Source organism: Pseudacidovorax sp., from assembly GCF_017991995.1.
Taxonomy (GTDB): Bacteria; Pseudomonadota; Gammaproteobacteria; order Burkholderiales; family Burkholderiaceae_C; genus Xenophilus.
This window is the reverse complement of record NZ_JAGOPN010000007.1, coordinates 252,646-272,086: the sequence shown is the minus strand read 5'-3', so window position 1 is coordinate 272,086 and position 19,441 is coordinate 252,646. Positions and strand designations below refer to the sequence as shown.

General features: G+C 68.4%; 16 protein-coding genes. 9 read left to right on the top strand and 7 right to left on the bottom strand.

All coding sequences use genetic code 11. The features are described 5' to 3' along the window. The first annotated feature begins 122 nt into the window (after nt 1-122). From KBC94_RS12270 to KBC94_RS12240, 7 genes are all read left to right on the top strand, one after another. Nucleotides 123-2,513 carry a DNA translocase FtsK gene (locus KBC94_RS12270; protein ID WP_294370345.1) on the top strand — a complete coding sequence of 797 codons (2,391 nt, stop codon included), beginning with the start codon at nt 123-125 and terminating at the stop codon, nt 2,511-2,513. Between the two features lie 10 nt (nt 2,514-2,523). After that, nucleotides 2,524-3,156 (top strand): outer membrane lipoprotein chaperone LolA, encoded by a 633-nt coding sequence (gene lolA, locus KBC94_RS12265; RefSeq protein ID WP_294370343.1) that lies wholly within the window; start codon nt 2,524-2,526, stop codon nt 3,154-3,156. Nucleotides 3,157-3,185: 29 nt separating this feature from the next. After that, the gene (locus KBC94_RS12260) at nt 3,186-4,493 is read left to right on the top strand and encodes a replication-associated recombination protein A (RefSeq protein WP_294370342.1); all 1,308 of its coding nucleotides are present in this window, start codon (nt 3,186-3,188) and stop codon (nt 4,491-4,493) included. A 227-nt stretch (nt 4,494-4,720) separates the two neighbouring features. Then, nucleotides 4,721-5,650, top strand: a complete 930-nt coding sequence (locus KBC94_RS12255; RefSeq protein ID WP_043118477.1) for a branched-chain amino acid ABC transporter permease — start codon at nt 4,721-4,723, stop codon at nt 5,648-5,650. Nucleotides 5,651-5,666: 16 nt separating this feature from the next. Continuing rightward, a complete protein-coding gene (locus KBC94_RS12250; protein WP_294370341.1) occupies nt 5,667-6,857 on the top strand; it encodes an ABC transporter ATP-binding protein in 1,191 nt (396 codons plus the stop codon). Between the two features lie 22 nt (nt 6,858-6,879). Further along, a complete protein-coding gene (locus tag KBC94_RS12245) occupies nt 6,880-7,650 on the top strand; it encodes an ABC transporter ATP-binding protein (protein ID WP_017757258.1) in 771 nt (256 codons plus the stop codon). A gap of 10 nt (nt 7,651-7,660) precedes the next feature. Then, on the top strand, nt 7,661-8,377 hold the full coding sequence (locus KBC94_RS12240; protein ID WP_234194907.1) for an ABC transporter ATP-binding protein: 717 nt from the start codon (nt 7,661-7,663) through the stop codon (nt 8,375-8,377). Nucleotides 8,378-8,484: 107 nt separating this feature from the next. Here the strand turns inward: KBC94_RS12240 and KBC94_RS12235 are convergent, their stop codons facing one another. Both KBC94_RS12235 and KBC94_RS12230 read right to left on the bottom strand, forming a co-directional pair. Beyond that, on the bottom strand, nt 8,485-9,456 hold the full coding sequence (locus KBC94_RS12235) for a tripartite tricarboxylate transporter substrate binding protein (protein ID WP_294370392.1): 972 nt from the start codon (nt 9,454-9,456) through the stop codon (nt 8,485-8,487). A gap of 88 nt (nt 9,457-9,544) precedes the next feature. After that, nucleotides 9,545-10,594 carry a CDP-6-deoxy-delta-3,4-glucoseen reductase gene (locus KBC94_RS12230; RefSeq protein WP_294370338.1) on the bottom strand — a complete coding sequence of 350 codons (1,050 nt, stop codon included), beginning with the start codon at nt 10,592-10,594 and terminating at the stop codon, nt 9,545-9,547. Nucleotides 10,595-10,679: 85 nt separating this feature from the next. Between KBC94_RS12230 and KBC94_RS12225 the strand changes: the two genes are divergently transcribed. Continuing rightward, on the top strand, nt 10,680-11,621 hold the full coding sequence (locus KBC94_RS12225) for an SDR family oxidoreductase (protein ID WP_294370336.1): 942 nt from the start codon (nt 10,680-10,682) through the stop codon (nt 11,619-11,621). Between the two features lie 58 nt (nt 11,622-11,679). Here the strand turns inward: KBC94_RS12225 and KBC94_RS12220 are convergent, their stop codons facing one another. Further along, entirely contained in the window at nt 11,680-12,153 is a 474-nt protein-coding gene (locus tag KBC94_RS12220; RefSeq protein WP_294370335.1) for an Lrp/AsnC family transcriptional regulator, read from the bottom strand. A gap of 113 nt (nt 12,154-12,266) precedes the next feature. On the opposite strand from KBC94_RS12220, the gene KBC94_RS12215 reads away from it, so the two are divergent. Continuing rightward, a complete protein-coding gene (locus tag KBC94_RS12215) occupies nt 12,267-12,887 on the top strand; it encodes a LysE family translocator (RefSeq protein ID WP_294370334.1) in 621 nt (206 codons plus the stop codon). 19 nt (nt 12,888-12,906) lie between these two features. On the opposite strand, the gene KBC94_RS12210 is transcribed toward KBC94_RS12215, so the two are convergent. The 4 genes from KBC94_RS12210 to KBC94_RS12195 form a co-directional block, all read right to left on the bottom strand. Further along, a complete protein-coding gene (locus KBC94_RS12210; protein WP_354322063.1) occupies nt 12,907-15,078 on the bottom strand; it encodes a histidine-type phosphatase in 2,172 nt (723 codons plus the stop codon). A 131-nt stretch (nt 15,079-15,209) separates the two neighbouring features. Next, nucleotides 15,210-16,937, bottom strand: coding sequence for a SulP family inorganic anion transporter (locus tag KBC94_RS12205; RefSeq protein ID WP_294370332.1), 1,728 nt, complete (start codon nt 16,935-16,937; stop codon nt 15,210-15,212). A gap of 105 nt (nt 16,938-17,042) precedes the next feature. Beyond that, on the bottom strand, nt 17,043-18,128 hold the full coding sequence (locus KBC94_RS12200; RefSeq protein ID WP_294370331.1) for a patatin-like phospholipase family protein: 1,086 nt from the start codon (nt 18,126-18,128) through the stop codon (nt 17,043-17,045). A gap of 124 nt (nt 18,129-18,252) precedes the next feature. Continuing rightward, nucleotides 18,253-19,353, bottom strand: a complete 1,101-nt coding sequence (locus tag KBC94_RS12195) for a tartrate dehydrogenase (RefSeq protein WP_294370330.1) — start codon at nt 19,351-19,353, stop codon at nt 18,253-18,255. Nucleotides 19,354-19,441 lie beyond the last annotated feature (88 nt).

Here is a 19,441-nt window from a genome sequence, read left to right as displayed (position 1 = left end):
CGGTATCCGGACGCGCGGCGCTGCGCCGACGGGCCCGCCCCGAAGCCTGCCTGCGGTGTGTCCGGCCCAAGATGGTTTAGGCTTGCGCATTGCGCGCGGCATGGCCGTGCGTGTCTGCGTCCATGACCTATTCCTTGCACACACTTCACAACACGGCGGCGCCAGAAGTGCCGCCCGTGCGCCAGCGCGCCTTGCGCTTCGCGCATGAAATCTCGCTCGTCGCGGGCTTTGCCCTCATGCTGTTCTGGCTGCTCGCGATGCTCAGCTACACGCCGTCCGATGCGGCGTGGTCCACGTCCGGCACAGGTGGCGTCATCAAGAACTGGGGCGGCGCGCTGGGGGCATGGCTGGCCGACGCCAGCTACTACCTGGCCGGTTATTCGATTTGGTGGGCATTCGCGGCGTCGGTGCGCGTCTGGCTGTCGTCCCTCGCGCAGTGGCTGCGCGGTGGTCGGCCGCAGGGCGAGCCCGAACTGCCGCGCCTGAACCGCAGCCGGCTCATGTTCTGGCTGGGGTTGGTTCTGCTGCTGGTGGCCAGCGCCATGCTTGAATGGTCGCGGCTCTATCGCCTGGAGTTCCGGCTGCCCGGGCATGGCGGCGGTGTGCTGGGTTACCTCGTGGGGCCGGCCGGTGTGCGCTGGTTGGGGTTCACGGGCTCCGCGTTGGTGGCCATTGCGGCGGGTGTGATCGGCTCCGCCCTCGTCTTCCGTTTCTCCTGGGCCCAGGTGGCCGAGGCGATTGGCGCGCGCCTCTATTCGCTCTTCGAGCGGGGTCGCGAAAAGCGCGAACTCGCGCAGGACCTGGCCATGGGCCGGAAGGCGCGCCGTGAACGTGAAGAGGTGGCGGCCCACGACCGCGATGCGCCGTCACCTTCCGACGACAGGGAGCCTGCATTCGACGACGTGCCGCCGCCCGCGCCGCGCCGACGGGAGAAGGCAGCACCCGTGCAGATCGAGCCTGCCGTGGCCGACGTGCCCAAGAGCGAGCGCGTGGTCAAGGAGCGCCAGAAGCCGCTCTTCAAGGAGCTGCCCGACAGCAAGCTGCCGCAGGTGGACCTGCTCGACGCCGCCGCCGGCCGCCAGGAGACGGTGTCGCCCGAGACGCTGGAGATGACATCCCGCCTGATCGAGAAGAAGCTCAAGGACTTCGGCGTCGAGGTGCGCGTGGTGCTGGCCTCGCCGGGCCCGGTCATCACGCGTTACGAGATCGAGCCCGCCACCGGCGTGAAGGGCTCGCAGATCGTCAACCTGGCCAAGGACCTGGCGCGCTCGCTGTCGCTGGTGTCCATCCGCGTGATCGAGACGATCCCGGGCAAGAACTACATGGCGCTGGAACTGCCCAATGCCAAGCGGCAGTCGATCCGCCTGTCGGAGATCCTCGGCTCGCAGGTCTACCACGAGGCCAAGTCGATGCTGACCATCGGCCTGGGCAAGGACATCATCGGCAATCCCGTGGTGGCCGACCTGGCCAAGATGCCGCACGTGCTCGTGGCCGGTACCACGGGCTCGGGCAAGTCGGTGGGCATCAACGCGATGATCCTGTCGCTGCTCTACAAGGCCGAAGCGAGCGACGTGCGCGTGCTCATGATCGACCCCAAGATGCTGGAGATGTCGGTCTACGAAGGCATTCCGCACCTGCTGGCGCCGGTGGTCACCGACATGAAGCAGGCGGCCCACGGCCTCAATTGGTGCGTGGCCGAGATGGAGCGACGCTACAAGCTCATGTCCAAGCTGGGCGTGCGCAACCTGGCGGGCTACAACGCCAAGATCGACGAGGCCAAGTCGCGCGAGGAGTTCATCTACAACCCGTTCAGCCTGACGCCGGACGATCCCGAGCCGCTGCGCCGCGAGCCGCACATCGTGGTCGTGATCGACGAACTGGCCGACCTGATGATGGTGGTCGGCAAGAAGATCGAAGAGCTGATCGCCCGCCTGGCGCAGAAGGCCCGGGCGGCCGGCATCCACCTGATCCTCGCCACGCAGCGACCCAGCGTCGACGTGATCACCGGCCTGATCAAGGCCAACATTCCTACACGCATCGCCTTCCAGGTCAGCAGCAAGATCGATAGCCGGACCATCCTCGACCAGATGGGGGCCGAAGCGCTGCTGGGCATGGGCGACATGCTTTATATGCCGAGCGGCACCGGCTTGCCCATCCGTGTGCACGGCGCCTTCGTCAGCGACGACGAGGTGCACCGTGTGGTGGCCTACCTCAAGAGCCAGGGCGAGCCCGACTACATCGAGGGCGTGCTCGAAGGCGGAACTGTGGATGGCGAGGACGGTCCGATGGGTGAGGGCGGCGACGCGGGCGGCGAAAAGGATCCGATGTACGACCAGGCGGTCGAGGTCGTTCTCAAGCACCGCAAGGCCAGCATTTCGCTGGTGCAGCGCCACCTCAAGATTGGCTACAACCGCGCGGCGCGGCTGGTCGAGGACATGGAGAACGCGGGCTTGGTCAGTGCGATGAGCGGTGCGGGCCAGCGCGAGATCCTCGTGCCGGCGCGCAGCGAGTGAAAGGAACGGAATGCGGAAGTTGATGGCGGGCTGTGTCTTCGCGGCCATGGCATGTGGCGCGTGGGCCGGTGGCTTGGACAGCCTGGGTGCGTTTCTGAAAAGCGTGCGCTCCGGCAAGGCCGACTTCACACAGACGGTGACCGCCCCCCCGAAGGACGGTCAGCCCATGCGCGCCAAGACGTCCACCGGCACCTTCGAGTTCCAGCGGCCCGGCCAATTCCGCTTCGAATACCGTAAGCCCTTTGCGCAGACCATCGTTGCCGACGGCAAGACGCTGTGGCTCTATGACGCCGACCTCAACCAGGTGACGCAGCGCCCGCAGGCCCAGGCCCTGGGCTCCACGCCAGCGGCGCTGATCGCCTCGGCTGCCGACTTGCGTGCGCTGGAGGCTGACTTCACTCTGGCCGATGCGCCGGCGCGCGACGGCCTGCAATGGGTCAAGGCCACGCCCAAGTCACGCGACGCGCAACTGCAGAGCGTGGAGATCGGCTTTCAGGGCGATGCGCTGGCGGCCCTCGATATCCTGGACGCCTTCGGCCAGCGCTCGGTGCTGCGCTTTTCCAACGTGCAGGTCAATCCTTCGCTGCCCGTCGGCAGCTTCCAGTTCAAGCCGCCCGCGGGTGCCGACGTCGTCCGGCAGTGAGACCGCGCTGACGGTCGGACAATCGGCGCATGGCCGATCTGTTTGATTCCCCTTCGCCTGCGGCGCCTCTTGCTGAGGCACTGCGCCCTGCCAGCCTCGACGAGGTCATCGGCCAGAGCCACCTGATCGGCCCCGGCCGCCCGCTGAGGCTGGCCTTCGAATCGGGCAAGCCGCATTCCATGATCCTGTGGGGTCCGCCCGGCGTGGGCAAGACCACGTTGGCGCGGCTCACAGCCAAGGCCTTCGGCTACGAGTTCATTGCGCTGTCGGCCGTGTTCTCGGGCGTCAAGGACATCCGCGCCGCCATGGAGCGGGCCGAGCAGCACTTGGCGCTGGGCCGCAAGACCATCCTCTTCGTCGACGAGATCCACCGCTTCAACAAGAGCCAGCAGGACGGCCTGCTGCCCTTCGTCGAATCGGGGCTGGTCACCTTCGTCGGCGCCACCACCGAGAACCCGTCCTTCGAGGTCAACTCCGCGCTGCTGTCGCGGGCCCAGGTCTACACGCTTCAGTCCCTCAGCGAGGACGAACTCCGTCAACTGGTTCGCCGTGCGCAGGAGAAGGTGCTGACCCACCTGGCTTTGAGCGATGCCGCCGTCGACACGCTGGTGGGCTATGCCGACGGCGATGCGCGCCGCATGCTCAACCTGCTGGAGCAGACCGACACCGCGGCGCGTGCCGCCGGGGTGGAGGAAGTGACACCCGAGTTCCTGCAGAGCGCGCTCACGCTCAACGCCCGGCGGTTCGACAAGGGCGGCGACAACTTCTACGACCAGATCTCCGCCCTGCACAAGTCGGTACGCGGCTCACATCCCGATGCGGCGCTGTACTGGCTTACGCGCATGCTCGACGGCGGTGCCGATGCACGCTACCTCTCGCGGCGCATCGTCCGCATGGCCTGGGAGGACATCGGCCTGGCCGACCCGCGCGCGATGCAGGTGGCCAACGATGCCGCCACCACCTTCGAGCGGCTCGGCTCGCCCGAAGGCGACCTGGCCCTGGCCCAGGCCGTCATCTACCTGGCGATCGCGCCCAAGAGCAACGCGGGCTACAACGCCTACAACCAGGCGCGGGCCTTCGTGCGGCAGGACAAGTCGCGCGAAGTGCCCATTCATCTGCGCAACGCGCCCACCAAGCTGATGAAGTCCCTGGGCCACGGCAAGGCCTACCGCTACGCGCACGACGAGCCCGAAGCCTATGCGGCCGGCGAGACCTATTTGCCCGAGGGCATGGCCGAACCCCGTTGGTACCAGCCCGTGCCGCGTGGGCTCGAAACGAAGATCGCCGACAAGCTCGCCCACCTGCGGCAACTGGACGAACAGGCCCGCGAGGGCTGACACCGGCCTGACGCCGGCGCTCCGTCGAGCCACTCCAGGCTTGCGGAAAACCCCCACGCCGCCTGCACCAGATTGGCGCGGGGCCGTGTCTACAATCCCGCCCACTTCAACCCGCCTCCCACCCATGCTGGCGGGTTTTTTGCTACCTGAACCACGGCGCCAATCCGGTGCTCCGGCTTGGCAGAAGGCGTCCTCACCGGGACGCATAACAAAAGGGACCTCTCTTTATGGAAATATTGCTGCAGCAGATCATCAATGGTCTGGTTCTCGGCAGCATGTACGCCCTGATAGCCCTCGGCTACACCATGGTGTACGGCATCATCAACCTCATCAATTTCGCCCACGGCGAGGTCCTCATGGTCGGCGCATTGACCAGCTGGACCATCATCGGCTGGATGCAGTCGGCCATGCCGGGCACCCCCGGCTGGATCATCCTGATCCTGGCCACCCTGATCGCCTGCGTGGTGGCGGCCACCCTCAACTTCACCATCGAGAAGGTCGCCTACCGGCCGCTGCGCAACAGTCCCAAATTGGCCCCGCTGATCACGGCCATCGGCATGTCGATCCTGCTGCAGACGCTGGCCATGATCATCTGGCGCCCCACCAACAAGGCCTATCCGACGCTGCTGCCCAGCGACTCGGTGCACATCGCGGGGGCGGCCATCTCGCCGACGCAGATCATGATCCTGGTGGTCACCGCGATCTCGCTGGCGGTGCTGACCTGGCTGGTCAACTACACGCGGCTCGGCCGCGCCATGCGGGCCACCGCCGAGAACCCGCGCGTGGCCGCGCTCATGGGCATCCGGCCCGACACGGTCATCTCGGCCACCTTCATCATCGGTGCCGTGCTGGCGGCCATCGCGGGTGTCATGTATGCCTCCAACTATGGCATCGCGCAGCACGCCATGGGCTTCATTCCCGGCCTCAAGGCCTTCACGGCGGCCGTGTTCGGCGGCATCGGCAACCTGGCGGGCGCCGTGGTGGGCGGCCTGCTGCTGGGCGTGATCGAGGCCGTGGGCGCGGGCTACCTGTCCGACGTCACCGGCGGCGTGCTGGGCAGCCAGCACAGCGACATCTTCGCCTTCATCATCCTCATCATCACGCTGACCGTGCGGCCGTCCGGCCTGCTCGGCGAACGCGTGGCGGACCGGGCCTGACGGCCAAGGAGGCTCCATGAAGAATTCCAAGAACCTCGTCGTCTTCCTGATTGCTGCCGTCGCGCTGCTGGCCTTCCCATTGCTGCTGCAGACGCAGGGCAATGCCTGGGTGCGCATCGTCGACATCGCGCTGCTCTACGTGATGCTGGCCCTGGGCCTGAACATCGTGGTCGGCTACGCCGGCCTGCTGGACCTGGGCTACGTCGCCTTCTTTGCCATCGGCGCGTACCTGTATGCGCTGCTCGGCTCCACGCAGCTGACCGATTCCTTCCCGGCGCTGCAGGCGATGTTCCCGAACGGATTCCACACCTCGCTGATCCTGGTGATTCCGGCGGCGCTGGTGCTGGCGGGCATCTTCGGCGCGCTGCTCGGTGCGCCCACGCTCAAGCTGCGCGGCGATTACCTGGCCATCGTGACGCTGGGCTTCGGTGAAATCATCCGCGTGTTCATGAACACGCTGGACCATCCCTACAACATCACCAACGGTCCCAAGGGCATCAGCAGCATCGATCCGATCAGGATCTTCGGCCTGAACCTGGGCCGGCCGCTGAAGATCGGCGACTACACCATCTCTTCGGTGTCGTTGTACTACTACCTGTTCCTGGTGCTGGTCATCTTCACCGTCATCCTGTCGCACCGCCTGCAGAACTCGCGCGTGGGCCGTGGCTGGATGGCGATCCGCGAGGACGAGATCGCCGCCAAGGCCATGGGCATCAACACCCGCAACATGAAGCTGCTGGCCTTCGGCATGGGTGCCAGCTTCGGCGGCGTGTCCGGCGCCATGTTCGCGGCCTTCCAGGGCTTCGTCTCGCCCGAGTCCTTCAGCCTGATGGAGTCGGTGATGATCGTCTCGATGGTGGTGCTCGGCGGCATCGGCCACCTGCCCGGCGTGATCCTGGGCGCCGTGCTGCTGGCGGCTCTGCCCGAGGTGCTGCGCTATGTGGCCGGTCCGCTGCAGGACATGACCGATGGCCGGCTGGATGCCTCCATCCTGCGCCAGCTCTTCATCGCGCTGGCCATGATCCTGATCATGCTGGTGCGTCCGCGCGGCCTGTGGCCGTCGCCGGAGCATGGCAAGTCGCTCAAGGGCGTGCCGCGTGCGCCTGATCCGGTTGCCGGCTCGGCCCAGGCTGTCACGCCTGGCATCGACACGCCGGCCGAAGAGGTGCCTGGTGGCGCCAGCCGGCCGATGTCCATCAACCCCTGAGCCGACGGAAAGGACTCCTCCCATGGCAGACACCATCCTTCACGTGAAGGGCATCTCCAAGCGCTTCGGCGGGCTGCAGGCCCTGTCGGACGTGGGCATCCGCATCGAGCGCGGCCAGGTCTATGGCCTGATCGGCCCCAACGGCGCGGGCAAGACCACCTTCTTCAACGTCATCACCGGGCTGTACACGCCGGACAGCGGCAGCTTCGAGCTGGCCGGCAAGCCCTACCAGCCCACGGCGGTGCACGAAGTGGCCAAGGCCGGCATCGCGCGCACCTTCCAGAACATCCGTCTCTTCGCCGAGATGACGGCGCTGGAGAACGTGATGGTCGGCCGCCACGTGCGCACGCATTCGGGCGTGTTCGGCGCCATCTTCCGCACCTCGGGCTTCAAGGCCGAAGAGCGGGCCATCGCCGATCGCGCACGCGAGCTGCTCGACTATGTGGGCGTGGGCAAGTACGCCGACTTCAAGGCCCGCACGCTGAGCTACGGCGACCAGCGCCGGCTCGAGATCGCCCGCGCGCTGGCCACCGACCCGCAGCTCATCGCGCTGGACGAACCCGCCGCCGGCATGAACGCCACCGAGAAGGTGCAACTGCGCGAGCTCATCGACCGCATCCGCAAGGACAACCGCACCGTGCTCATCATCGAGCACGACGTGAAGCTCATCATGGGCCTGTGCGACCGCGTCACGGTGCTCGACTACGGCAAGCAGATCGCCGAAGGCACGCCGGCCGAGGTGCAGAAGAACGAGAAGGTGATCGAGGCCTACCTCGGCACCGGTGGACACTGAAAGGCCGCGCATGGCACAGACTCTGTTGAAAGTGAGCGGCCTGAAGGTCGCGTACGGCGGCATCCAGGCCGTCAAGGGCGTGGACTTCGAGGTGCGCGAAGGCGAGCTGGTCTCGCTGATCGGCTCCAACGGCGCCGGCAAGACCACCACCATGAAGGCCATCACCGGCACGCTGCCGGCGCTGGCTGGCGAGATCGAGTTCATGGGCAAGTCCATCAAGGGCCGTGGCGCCTGGGACCTGGTCAAGGAAGGTCTGGTGATGGTGCCAGAAGGCCGTGGCGTGTTCACCCGCATGACGATCACCGAGAACCTGCAGATCGGCGCCTACACGCGCAACGACAAGGCCGGCATCGCGCAGGACATCGACCGCGTCTTCACCACGTTCCCACGGCTGAAGGAGCGCGCCACGCAGCTGGCGGGCACCATGTCCGGCGGCGAGCAGCAGATGCTGGCGATGGGCCGTGCGCTGATGGCGCGGCCCAAGGTGCTGTTGCTGGACGAGCCCACCATGGGCCTGTCGCCCATCATGTGCGACAAGATCTTCGAGGTGGTCAAGCAGGTCTACGACCAGGGCGTCACGGTGCTGCTGGTGGAGCAGAACGCCAGTCGCGCGCTGCAGATCGCCGACCGTGGCTATGTGATGGAGTCGGGCCTGATCACCATGGATGGTGACGCCAAGGTGATGCTGAGCGACCCCAAGGTGCGCGCGGCCTACCTGGGCGAGTGACGTGGCAGGCGGCCCTGTGGGCCGCCACAGCCAGGAAAAGAAAACGGGCCGCGCTTTCGCCGGCCCGTTCTGCTTTGGAGGCGCACCGCCGGGGCGGCGGCAGGCGCTCAATCCACCTTCGCGCCCGTGGCCTTCACCACCTGCTCGTATTTGGCCAGTTCGCTCTTCATGAAGGCACCGAACTGCTCCGGTGTGGTCGGCACCGGCTCGGCAAAGAGGGCGGCGAAGCGGGTCTTGGTCTCGGGCGCGTTCAGCGCGCCGACGAAGGCCTGGTTCAGCCGGTCGATCATGTCGCGCGGCGTGCCGGCCGGCGCCACCAGGCCCCACCAAGTGTCGATGGCAAAGCCCTTGAGCGTGTCCGCCACCGGCGGCACCTCCGGCAGGAAGGGGCTGCGCTGCAGCGTGGTCACGGCCAGGGCCTTGAGCTTGCCGCCCCGGATGTTGGGCGCGGCCGTGGCCAGGTTGTCGAAGTTGAAGTCGACCTGGCCACTCAGCAGCGCCAACTGGGCCGGATTGCCGCCGTTGTAGGGGATGTGCACGGCGAAGATGCCCGCCGCCTTCTTGAACATCTCTCCCGCCAGGTGGCCGGCGCTGCCGTTGCCGCCGCTGCCGTAGTTCAGCTTGGCCGGGTTGGCCTTGGCGTAGGCGATCAGGTCCTTGAGGCTGTTGATCTTCAGGCGCTGTGCCGTCTCGGCATTCATCACCAGCACGTTGGGCACTCGCACCATCTGGGTGATGGGCGCGAAGTCGGTGGCCGCGTTGTAGGGCATGCGGCTGTAGAGCCAGGGATTGACCGCGTTCGTCGCCGTGGCGGCGATGCCGATGGTCAGGCCGTCGGGTTGCGCCTTGGCCACCATGTCGGCGCCGATGTTGCCGCCCGCGCCCGGCTTGTTGTCGATGATGATCGGGCCGCCAAATGCGTCCTTGGCCCGCTCGGCCAGGGCACGTGCGGTCACATCGATGGGACCGCCCGCGGCATAGGGCACCACCAGGCGGATCGGCCGGCTGTCGGCGCGCGCCGCGAAGGGCAGAGCGGCGCTGGCGGCCAGCAGGGAGAGCACGGGGCGTCGGGTGATCAGGCGGGTCATGGTGTCTCTGGTTGTCTTGGGATCGGAAGGCCGCCTGCCGTCGGTCGACGGCAGGCGCGGCATGCGGCGGAGCAGGCGCTCAGGGTGCAGCCTTGTCCGCCTCGGAGGTGAAGGCGTCGGCGAAGAATTCCTCTTCGGGCAGTCCGCCCTGGGCCACATAGTCGCGCTGTGCCGACTGCACGACCACCGGCGCGCCGCAGGCATACACCTGGTGGCCGGAGAGGTCGGGCGTGTCCTCGAGCACTGCCTGGTGGACGAAGCCGGTGCGACCGGTCCAGTTGTCCTCGGGCACGGCATTGCTCACCACCGGCACATAGCGCAGCTGCGGCATCTCGGCCAGCTGCTCGCGGATCCAGCCGTCCATGTACAGGTCCTGCGGCCGGCGGCCGCCCCAGTACAGCGTGGCGGGCCGCTCGATGCGCTTGAACTTCATGTGCTCGATCAGCGCCTTGATGGGCGCGAAGCCGGTGCCCGAAGCGAGCAGCACGATGGGCTTGGTGCTGTCCTCGCGCAGGAAGAAGCTGCCGTAGGGGCCTTCGACGCGAAGGATCTCCTTCTCTTTCATCGCGCCGAACACATGGTCGGTGAACTTGCCGCCCGGCATGTGGCGGATGTGCAGCTCGATGCCCGTGCCCGGCTCGGCCAGCGTGTGCGGCGCATTGGCCATCGAGTAGCTGCGCCGCGCGCCGTCGCGCAGCAGGAATTCGACGTACTGCCCGGCATGGAACTTCATCGGCTCGCCGGCCGGCAACTGCAGGCGCAGCTGCATCACGTCGTGCGACAGGCGCACCAGTGTCTGCACCCGCACGGGCATCTTGCGGATGGGGAAGGCGTCGGCATCGACCACCTGACGCGATTCGAGCACCACATCGCTGGTGGCATGGGCGCGGCAGGTCAGGATGTAGCCGGCGGCGGCTTCCTCGGCGCTGAGGGCCTTGGACTGGTAGGCCTCCATCGTCACTTCGCCCGAGAGCTTCTTGCACTTGCAGGAGCCGCAGGCGCCGTCCTTGCAGCCGTAGGGCAGGCCGATGCCCTGGCGGATGCCGGCGGACAGGATGGATTCGCCGGCCTCGGCGTCGAAGCGGCGGCCACTGGGCTCCACGCTCACGGAGAACACGGTGTCGGACATGGGTGGGTATTCTTCGGGGGTTGTGCCGGCGCTGGCGCCGCGTGGGGCGGGCGCGGCCGGTCAAGACTGCGGAAAGCGTTCGATTTTGCCTTCAAACCGTCTTCCCCTCGGTGCGCTGCCGGCGCGCTTCCGCCGCATGCGGCTGCTCGTCGTCGGCTGCGGCGACGTGGGCCAGCGGGCGCTGCGCCAGCTCGGCGGGCGGATGCGCGTGCTGGCACTGACCTCCTCGCCCGAGCGGGTGCCGGCCCTGCGCGCGGCGGGCGCCGTTCCGCTGGTGGGCGACCTGGACCGGCCTGCCACGCTGCGCCGCCTGGCTGGGCTGGCGCCCCGTGTGCTCCATTTGGCGCCGCCGCCGCGCGAGTCCGGGGCGGGTGACGACCGCGACAGCCGCACCCGCGCGCTGCTGCAGGCGTTGGCCCGAAGCGGCGCGGTGGCCGCGCCGGACGTGCTGGTCTACGGCTCCACCACCGGCGTGTACGGCGATTGCGGCGGTGACTGGATCGACGAGACCCGTCCGGTCGCGCCCGCCACGGCACGCGGCCGGCGTCGCGTCGATGCGGAACGTGCGGTGCGCGAGGCCGGCACGCGCGGCCTGCGCGCCAGCATCCTGCGCATCCCGGGCATCTATGCGCCCGACCGGCCAGCGGGCACGCCGCGCGAGCGCCTGCTGCGCGGCACGCCCGCCCTGCGCGCGGAAGACGACGTCTACACGAACCACATCCATGCCGACGACCTGGCGCGCGCCTGCATTGCCGGGCTCTTCCGGGGCCGGCCGCAGCGCGTCTACCACGCGAGCGACGACACGCAGTTGCGCATGGGCGAGTACTTCGACCTGGCGGCAGACCTCTTTGGCCTGCCCCGGCCGCCGCGGCTGTCGCGTACCGAGGCGGTCGCGCAGCTGTCGCCCATGCAGATGAGCTTCATGAGTGAGTCGCGGCGGCTGCGAAACCGGCGGCTCAAGCAGGAACTGCGGGTGCGGCTGGCCTGGCCCGACGTGGCCCGGGGCCTCCAGGGCAGCGCCTCGTAGCTTTCGCAGGCGGCGCACTGGACAGGGACGCCGCCATGGTTCGCCTGCCGCGGATCGGTCACGCGCGCCGGCTGCCCACCGGCACCAGGCCGCGGCGCTCGATGGGCGTGGAGAACACGATCGAGGTCCGCGTCTCGCCATAGCCGTTGATCGTGCCCAGGAAGCGTTCGAGCTCGGGCAGGCTGGGCGCGACCACGGTCATCAGGTAGGAGTCGGCGCCCGCCACGTGATGGCACTCCAGCACTTCCGCGGCGGTGCGCAGCCGCTCCAGGAAGGCCTTCTTGCCCGGCTGATGGACCGTGATGCCCACCATCGCCTTGACCGGGTAACCAGCGAGCGCCGGCTCCAGCTCGGCGCCGATGCGTCGCACCACGCCGGACTCCTGCAGGCGCCTGAGCCGTTCCGCCGTGGCGGCGACGGAAAGGCCGGCCTGCTCGGCCAGGCTCTTCAGCGGCGCGCGGCCTTCCTGCTGCAAGGCGCCGAGCAGCAGCCAGGCGGTGTCGTCGAGCGGGTCGGTGGATGTTCTGGCCATCGGTGCATTGGGCCGTAAAAGGAGTGCGAAATCAAACCTGGTGCCGGAAATATCGGCTGGGACTGCCGACGCCGACGTCGGATGATCGTTGTCGACCCGACTCGGAGATTCCCATGGCCGACATCCAGAACTACGGCAGCTTCCTCATCGCCATCCTGATTTTCCAGGCCGTCCCGGGCGCGGGCACCGTCGCCATCCTCGACGCCACTGCGCGCGGCGGGGTGCGTGCCGGCATGGCCTGCGTGGGGGGCACGTTGGCGGGCGACGCGCTGTTCATGGCCGGCGCCGCACTGGGGCTTGCTGCGCTGCTGCAGGCGAGTCCGGCGCTCTTCGGTGCCCTGCAGCGGGTGGGCGCGGGCTATCTGCTGTGGATGGGCTGCGGCATGCTGCGTTCGACCGCTTGCGTGACGGCCACCGCGACCGAGGTGCCACGCAGCCCGCGCGCGTATGCCTGGCGGGCCTTCGCCATCAGCCTGGCCAATCCCAAGGTGATGCTGTTCTTCGTGGCCTTCTTCCCGCTCTTCATCGCGCCGGGCGCCTCGGCGGCCACCCTGCCGCTCATGATGCTGCACGTGACCGTGCTGAGCCTGTTCTGGCAGGGACTGCTGGTGCTGCTGGGTCGCCAGGTGGCGCGGCGGCTCGTCCATCGGCCGGCCGCGCGCCGGCTGGCGGCACGGCTGGCGGGCTTTGTGCTGGTCGGCCTGGGACTGCGGCTGGCCGTCGGGCTGCGATGAACGAGGCCGGGTGCCTTGGTCAGGGCGCCTTGGCCACATGGCCGTAGCAGGCCTTGAGCTTTTCCCAGTCGTAGAAGTGCTGCGTGCCCGCTGCCCGGGCGCCGTCGCAGCCGGCCTTGAAGTCGGTCTCGCGCTCGTTGTAGAGCATCTTCACCAGCAGCGCGCCGGCGCTGTTGCGGTACACGTCCCATTGCATGTTGGCGGCCATGGGCGACACGTATTCGCCGCGCCACGGGTTGTTCGTCCAGCCGTAGGTCTGTGCCACCGGCACCTGCTGCAGCACGTTCTTCAGACCCATGCGCGAGGCGAAGGGAATCATGATCTCGGCATGGGCGAAGCGCAGCTTGGCCGCATGCGACAGGTCACCGCGAGCGATGGCGTCCACCTCGTTGAACAGGTCGTCCACCAGGATCTGGGCCATCTTGTAGGTGGCCTCGCCCTTCTCCGTGATGCCGGGGCCCTTGTCGTAGAAGTCGGAGGTGTCGTTGGCCTCGGCGAAGAACTTGGCCTGCGCCGCCGGCATGTAGGGCGTGAAGTCCACGCCCGCCTCGGCTTTCATGGCAGGTGCAATGACGTAGAGCTCGTAGAGCAGAGCGCCGGCATCGCCCAGTGTCTTGATGGTGGTCTTGCCGTCGCCCGACAGCGTGCTGCTGAACTTGCCGTCGCTGCTGGTGTAGGTGTAGCTCCCAGTGTTGGCGAAGCTGTAGCTGCCGTTGTCGATCTTGTCGACGAAGGCCGCGGTGAACAGGCGCAGCAGCAGCGTGCGGCCTGCCGAACGGGCCGCGTCGCTGGAGAACAGCCCCGCCTGCTTGGCCAGCAGGTCGGCATCCGAAGACTTGTACTTCTGGTAGGTCTGGCTGTCCTGATAAGTGACGTAGCGCGGGTCGGCCGTGTTGCTCACCAGGTCTGTGGCCTTGACCAGCTTGTGGAAGTACAGCAGGAAGCGGTCGGTGCCGGCCGGCTGTGCAACCGCATTGCCGTTGTCCGGATAGGGCGCTGGTGCCGGCGGGTAGCTCACCAGGCTGGCGAGTGCGGGTTGTGCGCTCTTGAGGGACTGCACGAAGAAGTTGCCGCTGTCCACGGCCCGGTCGACGCCCGAGGTGACGGTGACGATCTGGCGCGGTGCGCTGCTGGCGGCATCGCCCACCTGCTTCCAGAGTGCGCTTTGCCGTTGCAGCATTCGCTTTGCAAGGAGCGTGTGCTCCTGGATGCCCGCCTGCGTCTCGTTGCCGTAGCCAGGCGTGGAAATGCCGGCCACGCCGTAACCGAGCAGGAAGTTGGCCTTCATGATGGCCAGCACATCCGCGCCCAGCTGCTGGCCCAGCGGCGTCAGCGCGCCGTCGGCCTTCGCCTTGGCCCACATGTTGTAGACGGCCAGGTCGTACTTGAGGCTGGACAGGCCGCGCGAGCCGTGCCGCGCCACCATCTGCACCGCGACCGCACTGAAGCCGGCCGGCGGTGCTTCGTAGGTGGAGACGTCCTGCTGGGGACGGTAGGGTGCCTTTGTCTGGTAGAAGCGATCGGTCAGGGCGGCAGCGGCCAGCGTGGTGCGCAGGTCGGCGTTGGTGTCCGCCTCGGCGAGTGCATGTCCGATCCGGGTCAGCGTGTCGTCCGAGCCGGCCTGGAGTGCCGCCTTGTCCGTGGCATCCGCTTCATGGTTGAAGTCCGTCAGCAGCTTCGCCGCCGGCACGCCGGTGGCCAGGGCCACTTTGGCCACGGCCGCGGCAAAGTCCATTCCGGTTTCCATCTCGGCCACGACCGAGGTGGACAGGGCGGAAACCACACCGGGTGCCTCCTTCGGCGCGCGCAGCACCAGCCGCTGCGCGACAGGTGTGGCAGTACCGGTGCTCGGGTCGTACTCGATGGTGGCGGTGCCGAGCTCCGCGACCACCGCGCCCTGCCCGGCAAGGACAAAGCGGCCATCGTTGTCCGTGATTGCCACGGGCTCGCCCTCGTCGCAGTGCAGGTTGGCATTGGTGTCCACGCACACCTTGGCATTGCGGAAGTAGCTGCCGACCACCACGCCGGAGGTGCTGACGGGGCCGGCGCTCTGTCCGGGCGTGGCTGCGCTGGCTGTGGCGGCCGTGCTGCCGGCTGCATTGAAGGTGACGTTGTCGTGCCCGCCGCCGCACGCGGCAAGCAGGAGGGCCAGGGCCGAGGCCGCGCCAGTGGCCAGGGGAGGAAGACGCATGTTGTCGTGCCTAGTGGCGTCCAGAAAAGGGAAGCCGACCATAGGCAGCGTTGATGACGGCCGCGTGACGCGCCGCACCAGGGCGTCACGCGTTCATGTCTGACGCCCGGGCCTTGCCCGCGGCCCGGCATTCAGGAGGGCGGAACTCGGCCCAGTGTCGACAGTGCCTCTGCGTCCGTGCGGTACTGCGCGAACAATGGCCCCGGGGCGAGCAGACCGGCGCGCTCCAGCACCTGCTGCGCGGGCAGCTTGAGGCCCGAGAGGTGCAGCATCACGCCGCGGCTTTCCAGCAGCCGGCGGATGCTGCCGAAGACTTCCGCGCCGGTCAGGTCCACGCGGTTGATGGGCTGGGCGAACAGGCACACGTGGCGCAGGGCCGGATGACGCGCGAGCGCCTCGGTGATGTGGCGTTCCAGTGTGCTGGCCGAGGCGAAGTCCAGCTCCGCATCCATGCGCAGCGCATACAGGTCGGGTGCCAGCGGCGGCAGGTGCCACAGGTGACGGTCGCGCAGGCTGCCGTCCGCGTGCAGTCCCACCTCGATGATGCGCGGGTGCAGGTGGCGGTACATGTAGTGCGACAGCGCCGCCAGCAGCCCGCCCAGCACGCCCCAGTAGATGGACGGCGCCGTCGCGATGGTCAGCACAAAGGTGCCGAAGGCGATGCCAGCCTCGATGCGCGAGATGCGCCACAGCTGCACGAAGGACCGCGGCTTGAGCAGCCCGATGGTGGCCGTCGCCACAATGGCCGCCAGAACGGCCTGCGGCACGTGGTAGAGCAGCGGCATGGCCCACAGCAGCGCCACCGCCACCACCGCCACGTTGAAGAGCGTGGCCCACTGCGTCTGCGCGCCGGCGTACAGCGTGATGGCCGAGCGCGAGAAGGACGAGCTGGTCGGAAAGCTGCCGGTGAGACCGGAGGCCACCTTGGCCAGGCCCTGGCCGATCAGATCCTGGTTCTCGTTCCAGAGCTTGCCCGCGCGGGCGTTGTCCACCTTGGCGCTGGAGGCCGTCTCCAGAAAGCTCACCAGCGTGATCAGGAAGGCCGGCAGCAGCAGCGTGCCCAGTTCGTGCCAGCCCGGCGCCTGTGGCAGGTAGAAGCCGGGCAGGCCGCCTGGCAACTGGCCGACCACGGCGCCGCCGCCCAGCGCATAGCCCAGCAGTGCACTGATCAAGGCGGTGCCGGCCACCAGCAGCATGGTCGTCGGCATGCGCGGCGACAAGCGCTTGCCGAAGAACAGCAGCGCCATGCTGCCCAGGCCGAAACCGATGGCGATGAAGTCCGGCGGCGGGCCCTGCATCACCTGCAGCGGCGTGCGGCCGGTGTAGCCCAGCAGCGCCGGCAGCTGCGACAGCGTGATCAGCACCGCCGCGCCCTGGGTGAAGCCCATCAGCACCGGGGAATTGACCAGCCGCAGCAGCCAGCCGAAGCGCGCCGCGCCCAGCAGGATCTGCATCGCGCCCGACAGCAGGGTGAGCCACACCGCCAGCGACACCCATTCGGCGCTGCCCGGCACGGCCATGGGCGCCAGCGTCGCGCCCACCAGCAGGCTGGTCAGCGCGGTGGGCCCCACCGACAGCCGCGCCGACGAGCTGAACAGCACCGCGATCAGTGCCGGCAGCAGCGCCGCATAGATGCCCGTGACCAGCGGCATGCCTGCCAGCGCCGCATAGGCCACGCCCTGCGGGATCACCATCAGGGCCACCGTGATGCCCGCCAGCGCCTCGCTGACCAACAGACCGCGCGTGGGGTGGGGCCAGTTCAGGAAGGGCAGCCACTGCTTCAGGACGCGGGCCCGGCCTGTGGGTTGGGAGGCTGGCGAGGGGGAGTCGGGGAGGTCGGGATCGGCAGGTGCAGTCATGAAGCGGGCACCGTGCTCAGGCGACGGTGGCGCGCGATTGTCCGCCCACTGGCCTGCAGATCGGCGTCATCCGGGTGTCGGCCGCTGCCTGCGCAGCGCGGCTGCTCAGGGCGCCGTGCAGCTGTCGTCGAGTCCGGCCACGCCGGCCAGCTTGCGCCAGCTGGAGCGCTGCTCCAGGCAGCTCTTCTGCCGGGCCTGCGCCGCCTGGGCCTGTGCCTGCTGGGCGGCCTGTGCGCGCTGCGCCTGCAACTGCGCCACGCGCTCCTTGATGCGGGGCATGGCGGCCAGGGCCGCCTTCTCGCCTTCGAGGATGGCATTGGCCCGCTGGGTGAAGTCGGCGGCGCCGATGTCCAGCACGGCCGGCCGGATGGTCACGTCCGCCCTGGCCAGCTCGGCATGGCCCAGCTTTTGGCCCATGATGGCGATCGACTGGCCCACGGTGCCCAGCAGGTCGCCCGGCGCACGCCCACGGGCCTTGCTGGAGATGTCGACGGCGATGACGACGTCCGCGCCGAGTTGCCGGGCCGCATCCACGGGCACGGGGCTGACCACGCCGCCGTCGACATAGTGGTACTTGCCGATGGCCACCGGCTGGAACACGCCCGGAACGCTGCTGGAAGCCCGCACCGCCTGGCCGGTGTTGCCGCGGGCGAAGACGGTGCGCTCGCCGTCCTCCAGCCGCGTGGCCACGGCCACGAAGGGCTTGGCCAACTGCTCCAGGGGCTTGTTGTGAACCTGGGCGTTGACGTAGTCCTCCAGCTTCTGGCCCAGCACCAGGCCGCCGGACGAGAACTGCAGGTCGCGGATGCTTGCCTCGTCGAGTGCGACGGCCTTCTGCTGCAGTTCGAAGGCGTTCATGCCGCTGGCATACAGCGCGCCGACCACGCTGCCGGCGCTGGTGCCGGCCACCACGGCAGGTGCGAGGCCGTTGGCTTCCAGCATCTTGATCACGCCGATATGCGCAAAGCCTTTGGCGGCTCCGCCGCCAAGGGCGATGCCGATGCGGATGGGGGCACTGCTGCCGGCGGGGGCGGGAGAGGCCGCCGTACTGGGCGCGGCGCTAGTCGCAGCTGCGGGCGTGCGAGGCGCGCTGCCGCAGCCGGCAAGTGCCGCCAGGCCGAGGGCCACGATGGGCCGCCACCCGCGGATGCGGGCGCGGCGGGAAAGGGAAGAAGAAAGTCCTGCTGTCATCGGAAAGGACGGAGTGTGACAGCGGCGAAAAGTGCCCGGCCCGCGGCGCACGGGACACGGGACACGGGACCCCCGCGGCATCTCTTCTGGCTCCCTCTCCCGCGAGCGGAGAGGGGCTCATGCATCAGCCCGCGATGTGCCGCGCCACGGCCTCGCCCAGTTCCGTCGTGCTGGCCTGCCCACCCAGATCGGGCGTGCGCGGTCCTTCGCGCAGCACCGCCTCGATGGCCGCCAGGATGGCGTCGTGCGCCTGCCGGCAGGCGCCTTCGCCGCGGCCCAGGAAGTCCAGCATCAGCGCGCCCGACCAGATCATGGCGATCGGGTTGGCGATGTTCTTGCCATAGATGTCCGGCGCCGAGCCGTGCACCGGCTCGAACAGCGAGGGGAAGGTGCGGTCCGGGTTCAGGTTGCCCGAGGGCGCCAGGCCGATGGTGCCGGTGGTGGCCGGGCCCAGGTCCGACAGGATGTCGCCGAACAGGTTGGTGGCCGCCACCACATCGAAGCGGCCCGGCTGCAGCACGAAGCGCGCGGACAGGATGTCGATGTGCTGCTTGTCCAGCGCCACCTCCGGATAGGCCTTCTTCACCTCGTCGGCCTGCTTGTCCCACCAGGGCATGCTGATGGCGATGCCGTTGCTCTTGGTGGCCAGGGTGACGTGTTTGCGGGGGCGCGATTGCGCCAGCTCGAAGGCGAACTTGAGCAGCCGCTGCGCGCCGACGCGGGAGTAGACCGACTCCTGGATCACCATCTCGCGCTCCGTGCCCTCGTACATCACGCCGCCCAGCGAGGTGTATTCGCCTTCGGTGTTCTCGCGCACCACGAAGTAATCGATGTCGCCCGGCTTGCGGCCGGCCAGCGGGCAGGGCACGCCCTCGAACAGGCGCACCGGGCGCAGGTTCACGTACTGGTCGAACTCGCGGCGGAACTTCAGCAGCGAACCCCACAGCGACACATGGTCCGGCACGGTGGCCGGCCAGCCCACGGCGCCGAAGAACAGGGCGTCCATGCCTTGCAACTGGGCCTTCCAGTCGTCCGGCATCATCTTTCCGTGCGCGGCGTAGTAGTCGCAGCTGGCCCATTCGAAGTGGCTGTACTCGATGGCGATGCCGAAGCGCTGTGCGGCAGCGTCCAGGGCGCGCAGGCCCTCGGGCATGACTTCCTTGCCGATGCCATCGCCGGGCAGGACGGCGATGCGGAAGGGACGGGTTGGGGTGCCTGCGGCCATGGTGGGTCTCCAGATGCGGGAAGGGAAGGAATGGCGTGCATTCTCGTTGCGCACGCTATTCATACAATCCTGCATCCGTGAAGACATT

What these genes read in the sequence shown, in the direction of transcription:
- KBC94_RS12270 (WP_294370345.1), top strand. Translation starts at nt 123, where the DNA reads ATGACCTATTCCTTGCACACACTTCACAACACGGCGGCGCCAGAAGTG.
- lolA (WP_294370343.1), top strand. Translation starts at nt 2,524, where the DNA reads ATGCGGAAGTTGATGGCGGGCTGTGTCTTCGCGGCCATGGCATGTGGC.
- KBC94_RS12260 (WP_294370342.1), top strand. Translation starts at nt 3,186, where the DNA reads ATGGCCGATCTGTTTGATTCCCCTTCGCCTGCGGCGCCTCTTGCTGAG.
- KBC94_RS12255 (WP_043118477.1), top strand. Translation starts at nt 4,721, where the DNA reads ATGGAAATATTGCTGCAGCAGATCATCAATGGTCTGGTTCTCGGCAGC.
- KBC94_RS12250 (WP_294370341.1), top strand. Translation starts at nt 5,667, where the DNA reads ATGAAGAATTCCAAGAACCTCGTCGTCTTCCTGATTGCTGCCGTCGCG.
- KBC94_RS12245 (WP_017757258.1), top strand. Translation starts at nt 6,880, where the DNA reads ATGGCAGACACCATCCTTCACGTGAAGGGCATCTCCAAGCGCTTCGGC.
- KBC94_RS12240 (WP_234194907.1), top strand. Translation starts at nt 7,661, where the DNA reads ATGGCACAGACTCTGTTGAAAGTGAGCGGCCTGAAGGTCGCGTACGGC.
- KBC94_RS12230 (WP_294370338.1), bottom strand. Translation starts at nt 10,594, where the DNA reads ATGTCCGACACCGTGTTCTCCGTGAGCGTGGAGCCCAGTGGCCGCCGC.
- KBC94_RS12220 (WP_294370335.1), bottom strand. Translation starts at nt 12,153, where the DNA reads ATGGCCAGAACATCCACCGACCCGCTCGACGACACCGCCTGGCTGCTG.
- KBC94_RS12215 (WP_294370334.1), top strand. Translation starts at nt 12,267, where the DNA reads ATGGCCGACATCCAGAACTACGGCAGCTTCCTCATCGCCATCCTGATT.
- KBC94_RS12210 (WP_354322063.1), bottom strand. Translation starts at nt 15,078, where the DNA reads ATGCGTCTTCCTCCCCTGGCCACTGGCGCGGCCTCGGCCCTGGCCCTC.
- KBC94_RS12205 (WP_294370332.1), bottom strand. Translation starts at nt 16,937, where the DNA reads ATGACTGCACCTGCCGATCCCGACCTCCCCGACTCCCCCTCGCCAGCC.
- KBC94_RS12200 (WP_294370331.1), bottom strand. Translation starts at nt 18,128, where the DNA reads ATGACAGCAGGACTTTCTTCTTCCCTTTCCCGCCGCGCCCGCATCCGC.
- KBC94_RS12195 (WP_294370330.1), bottom strand. Translation starts at nt 19,353, where the DNA reads ATGGCCGCAGGCACCCCAACCCGTCCCTTCCGCATCGCCGTCCTGCCC.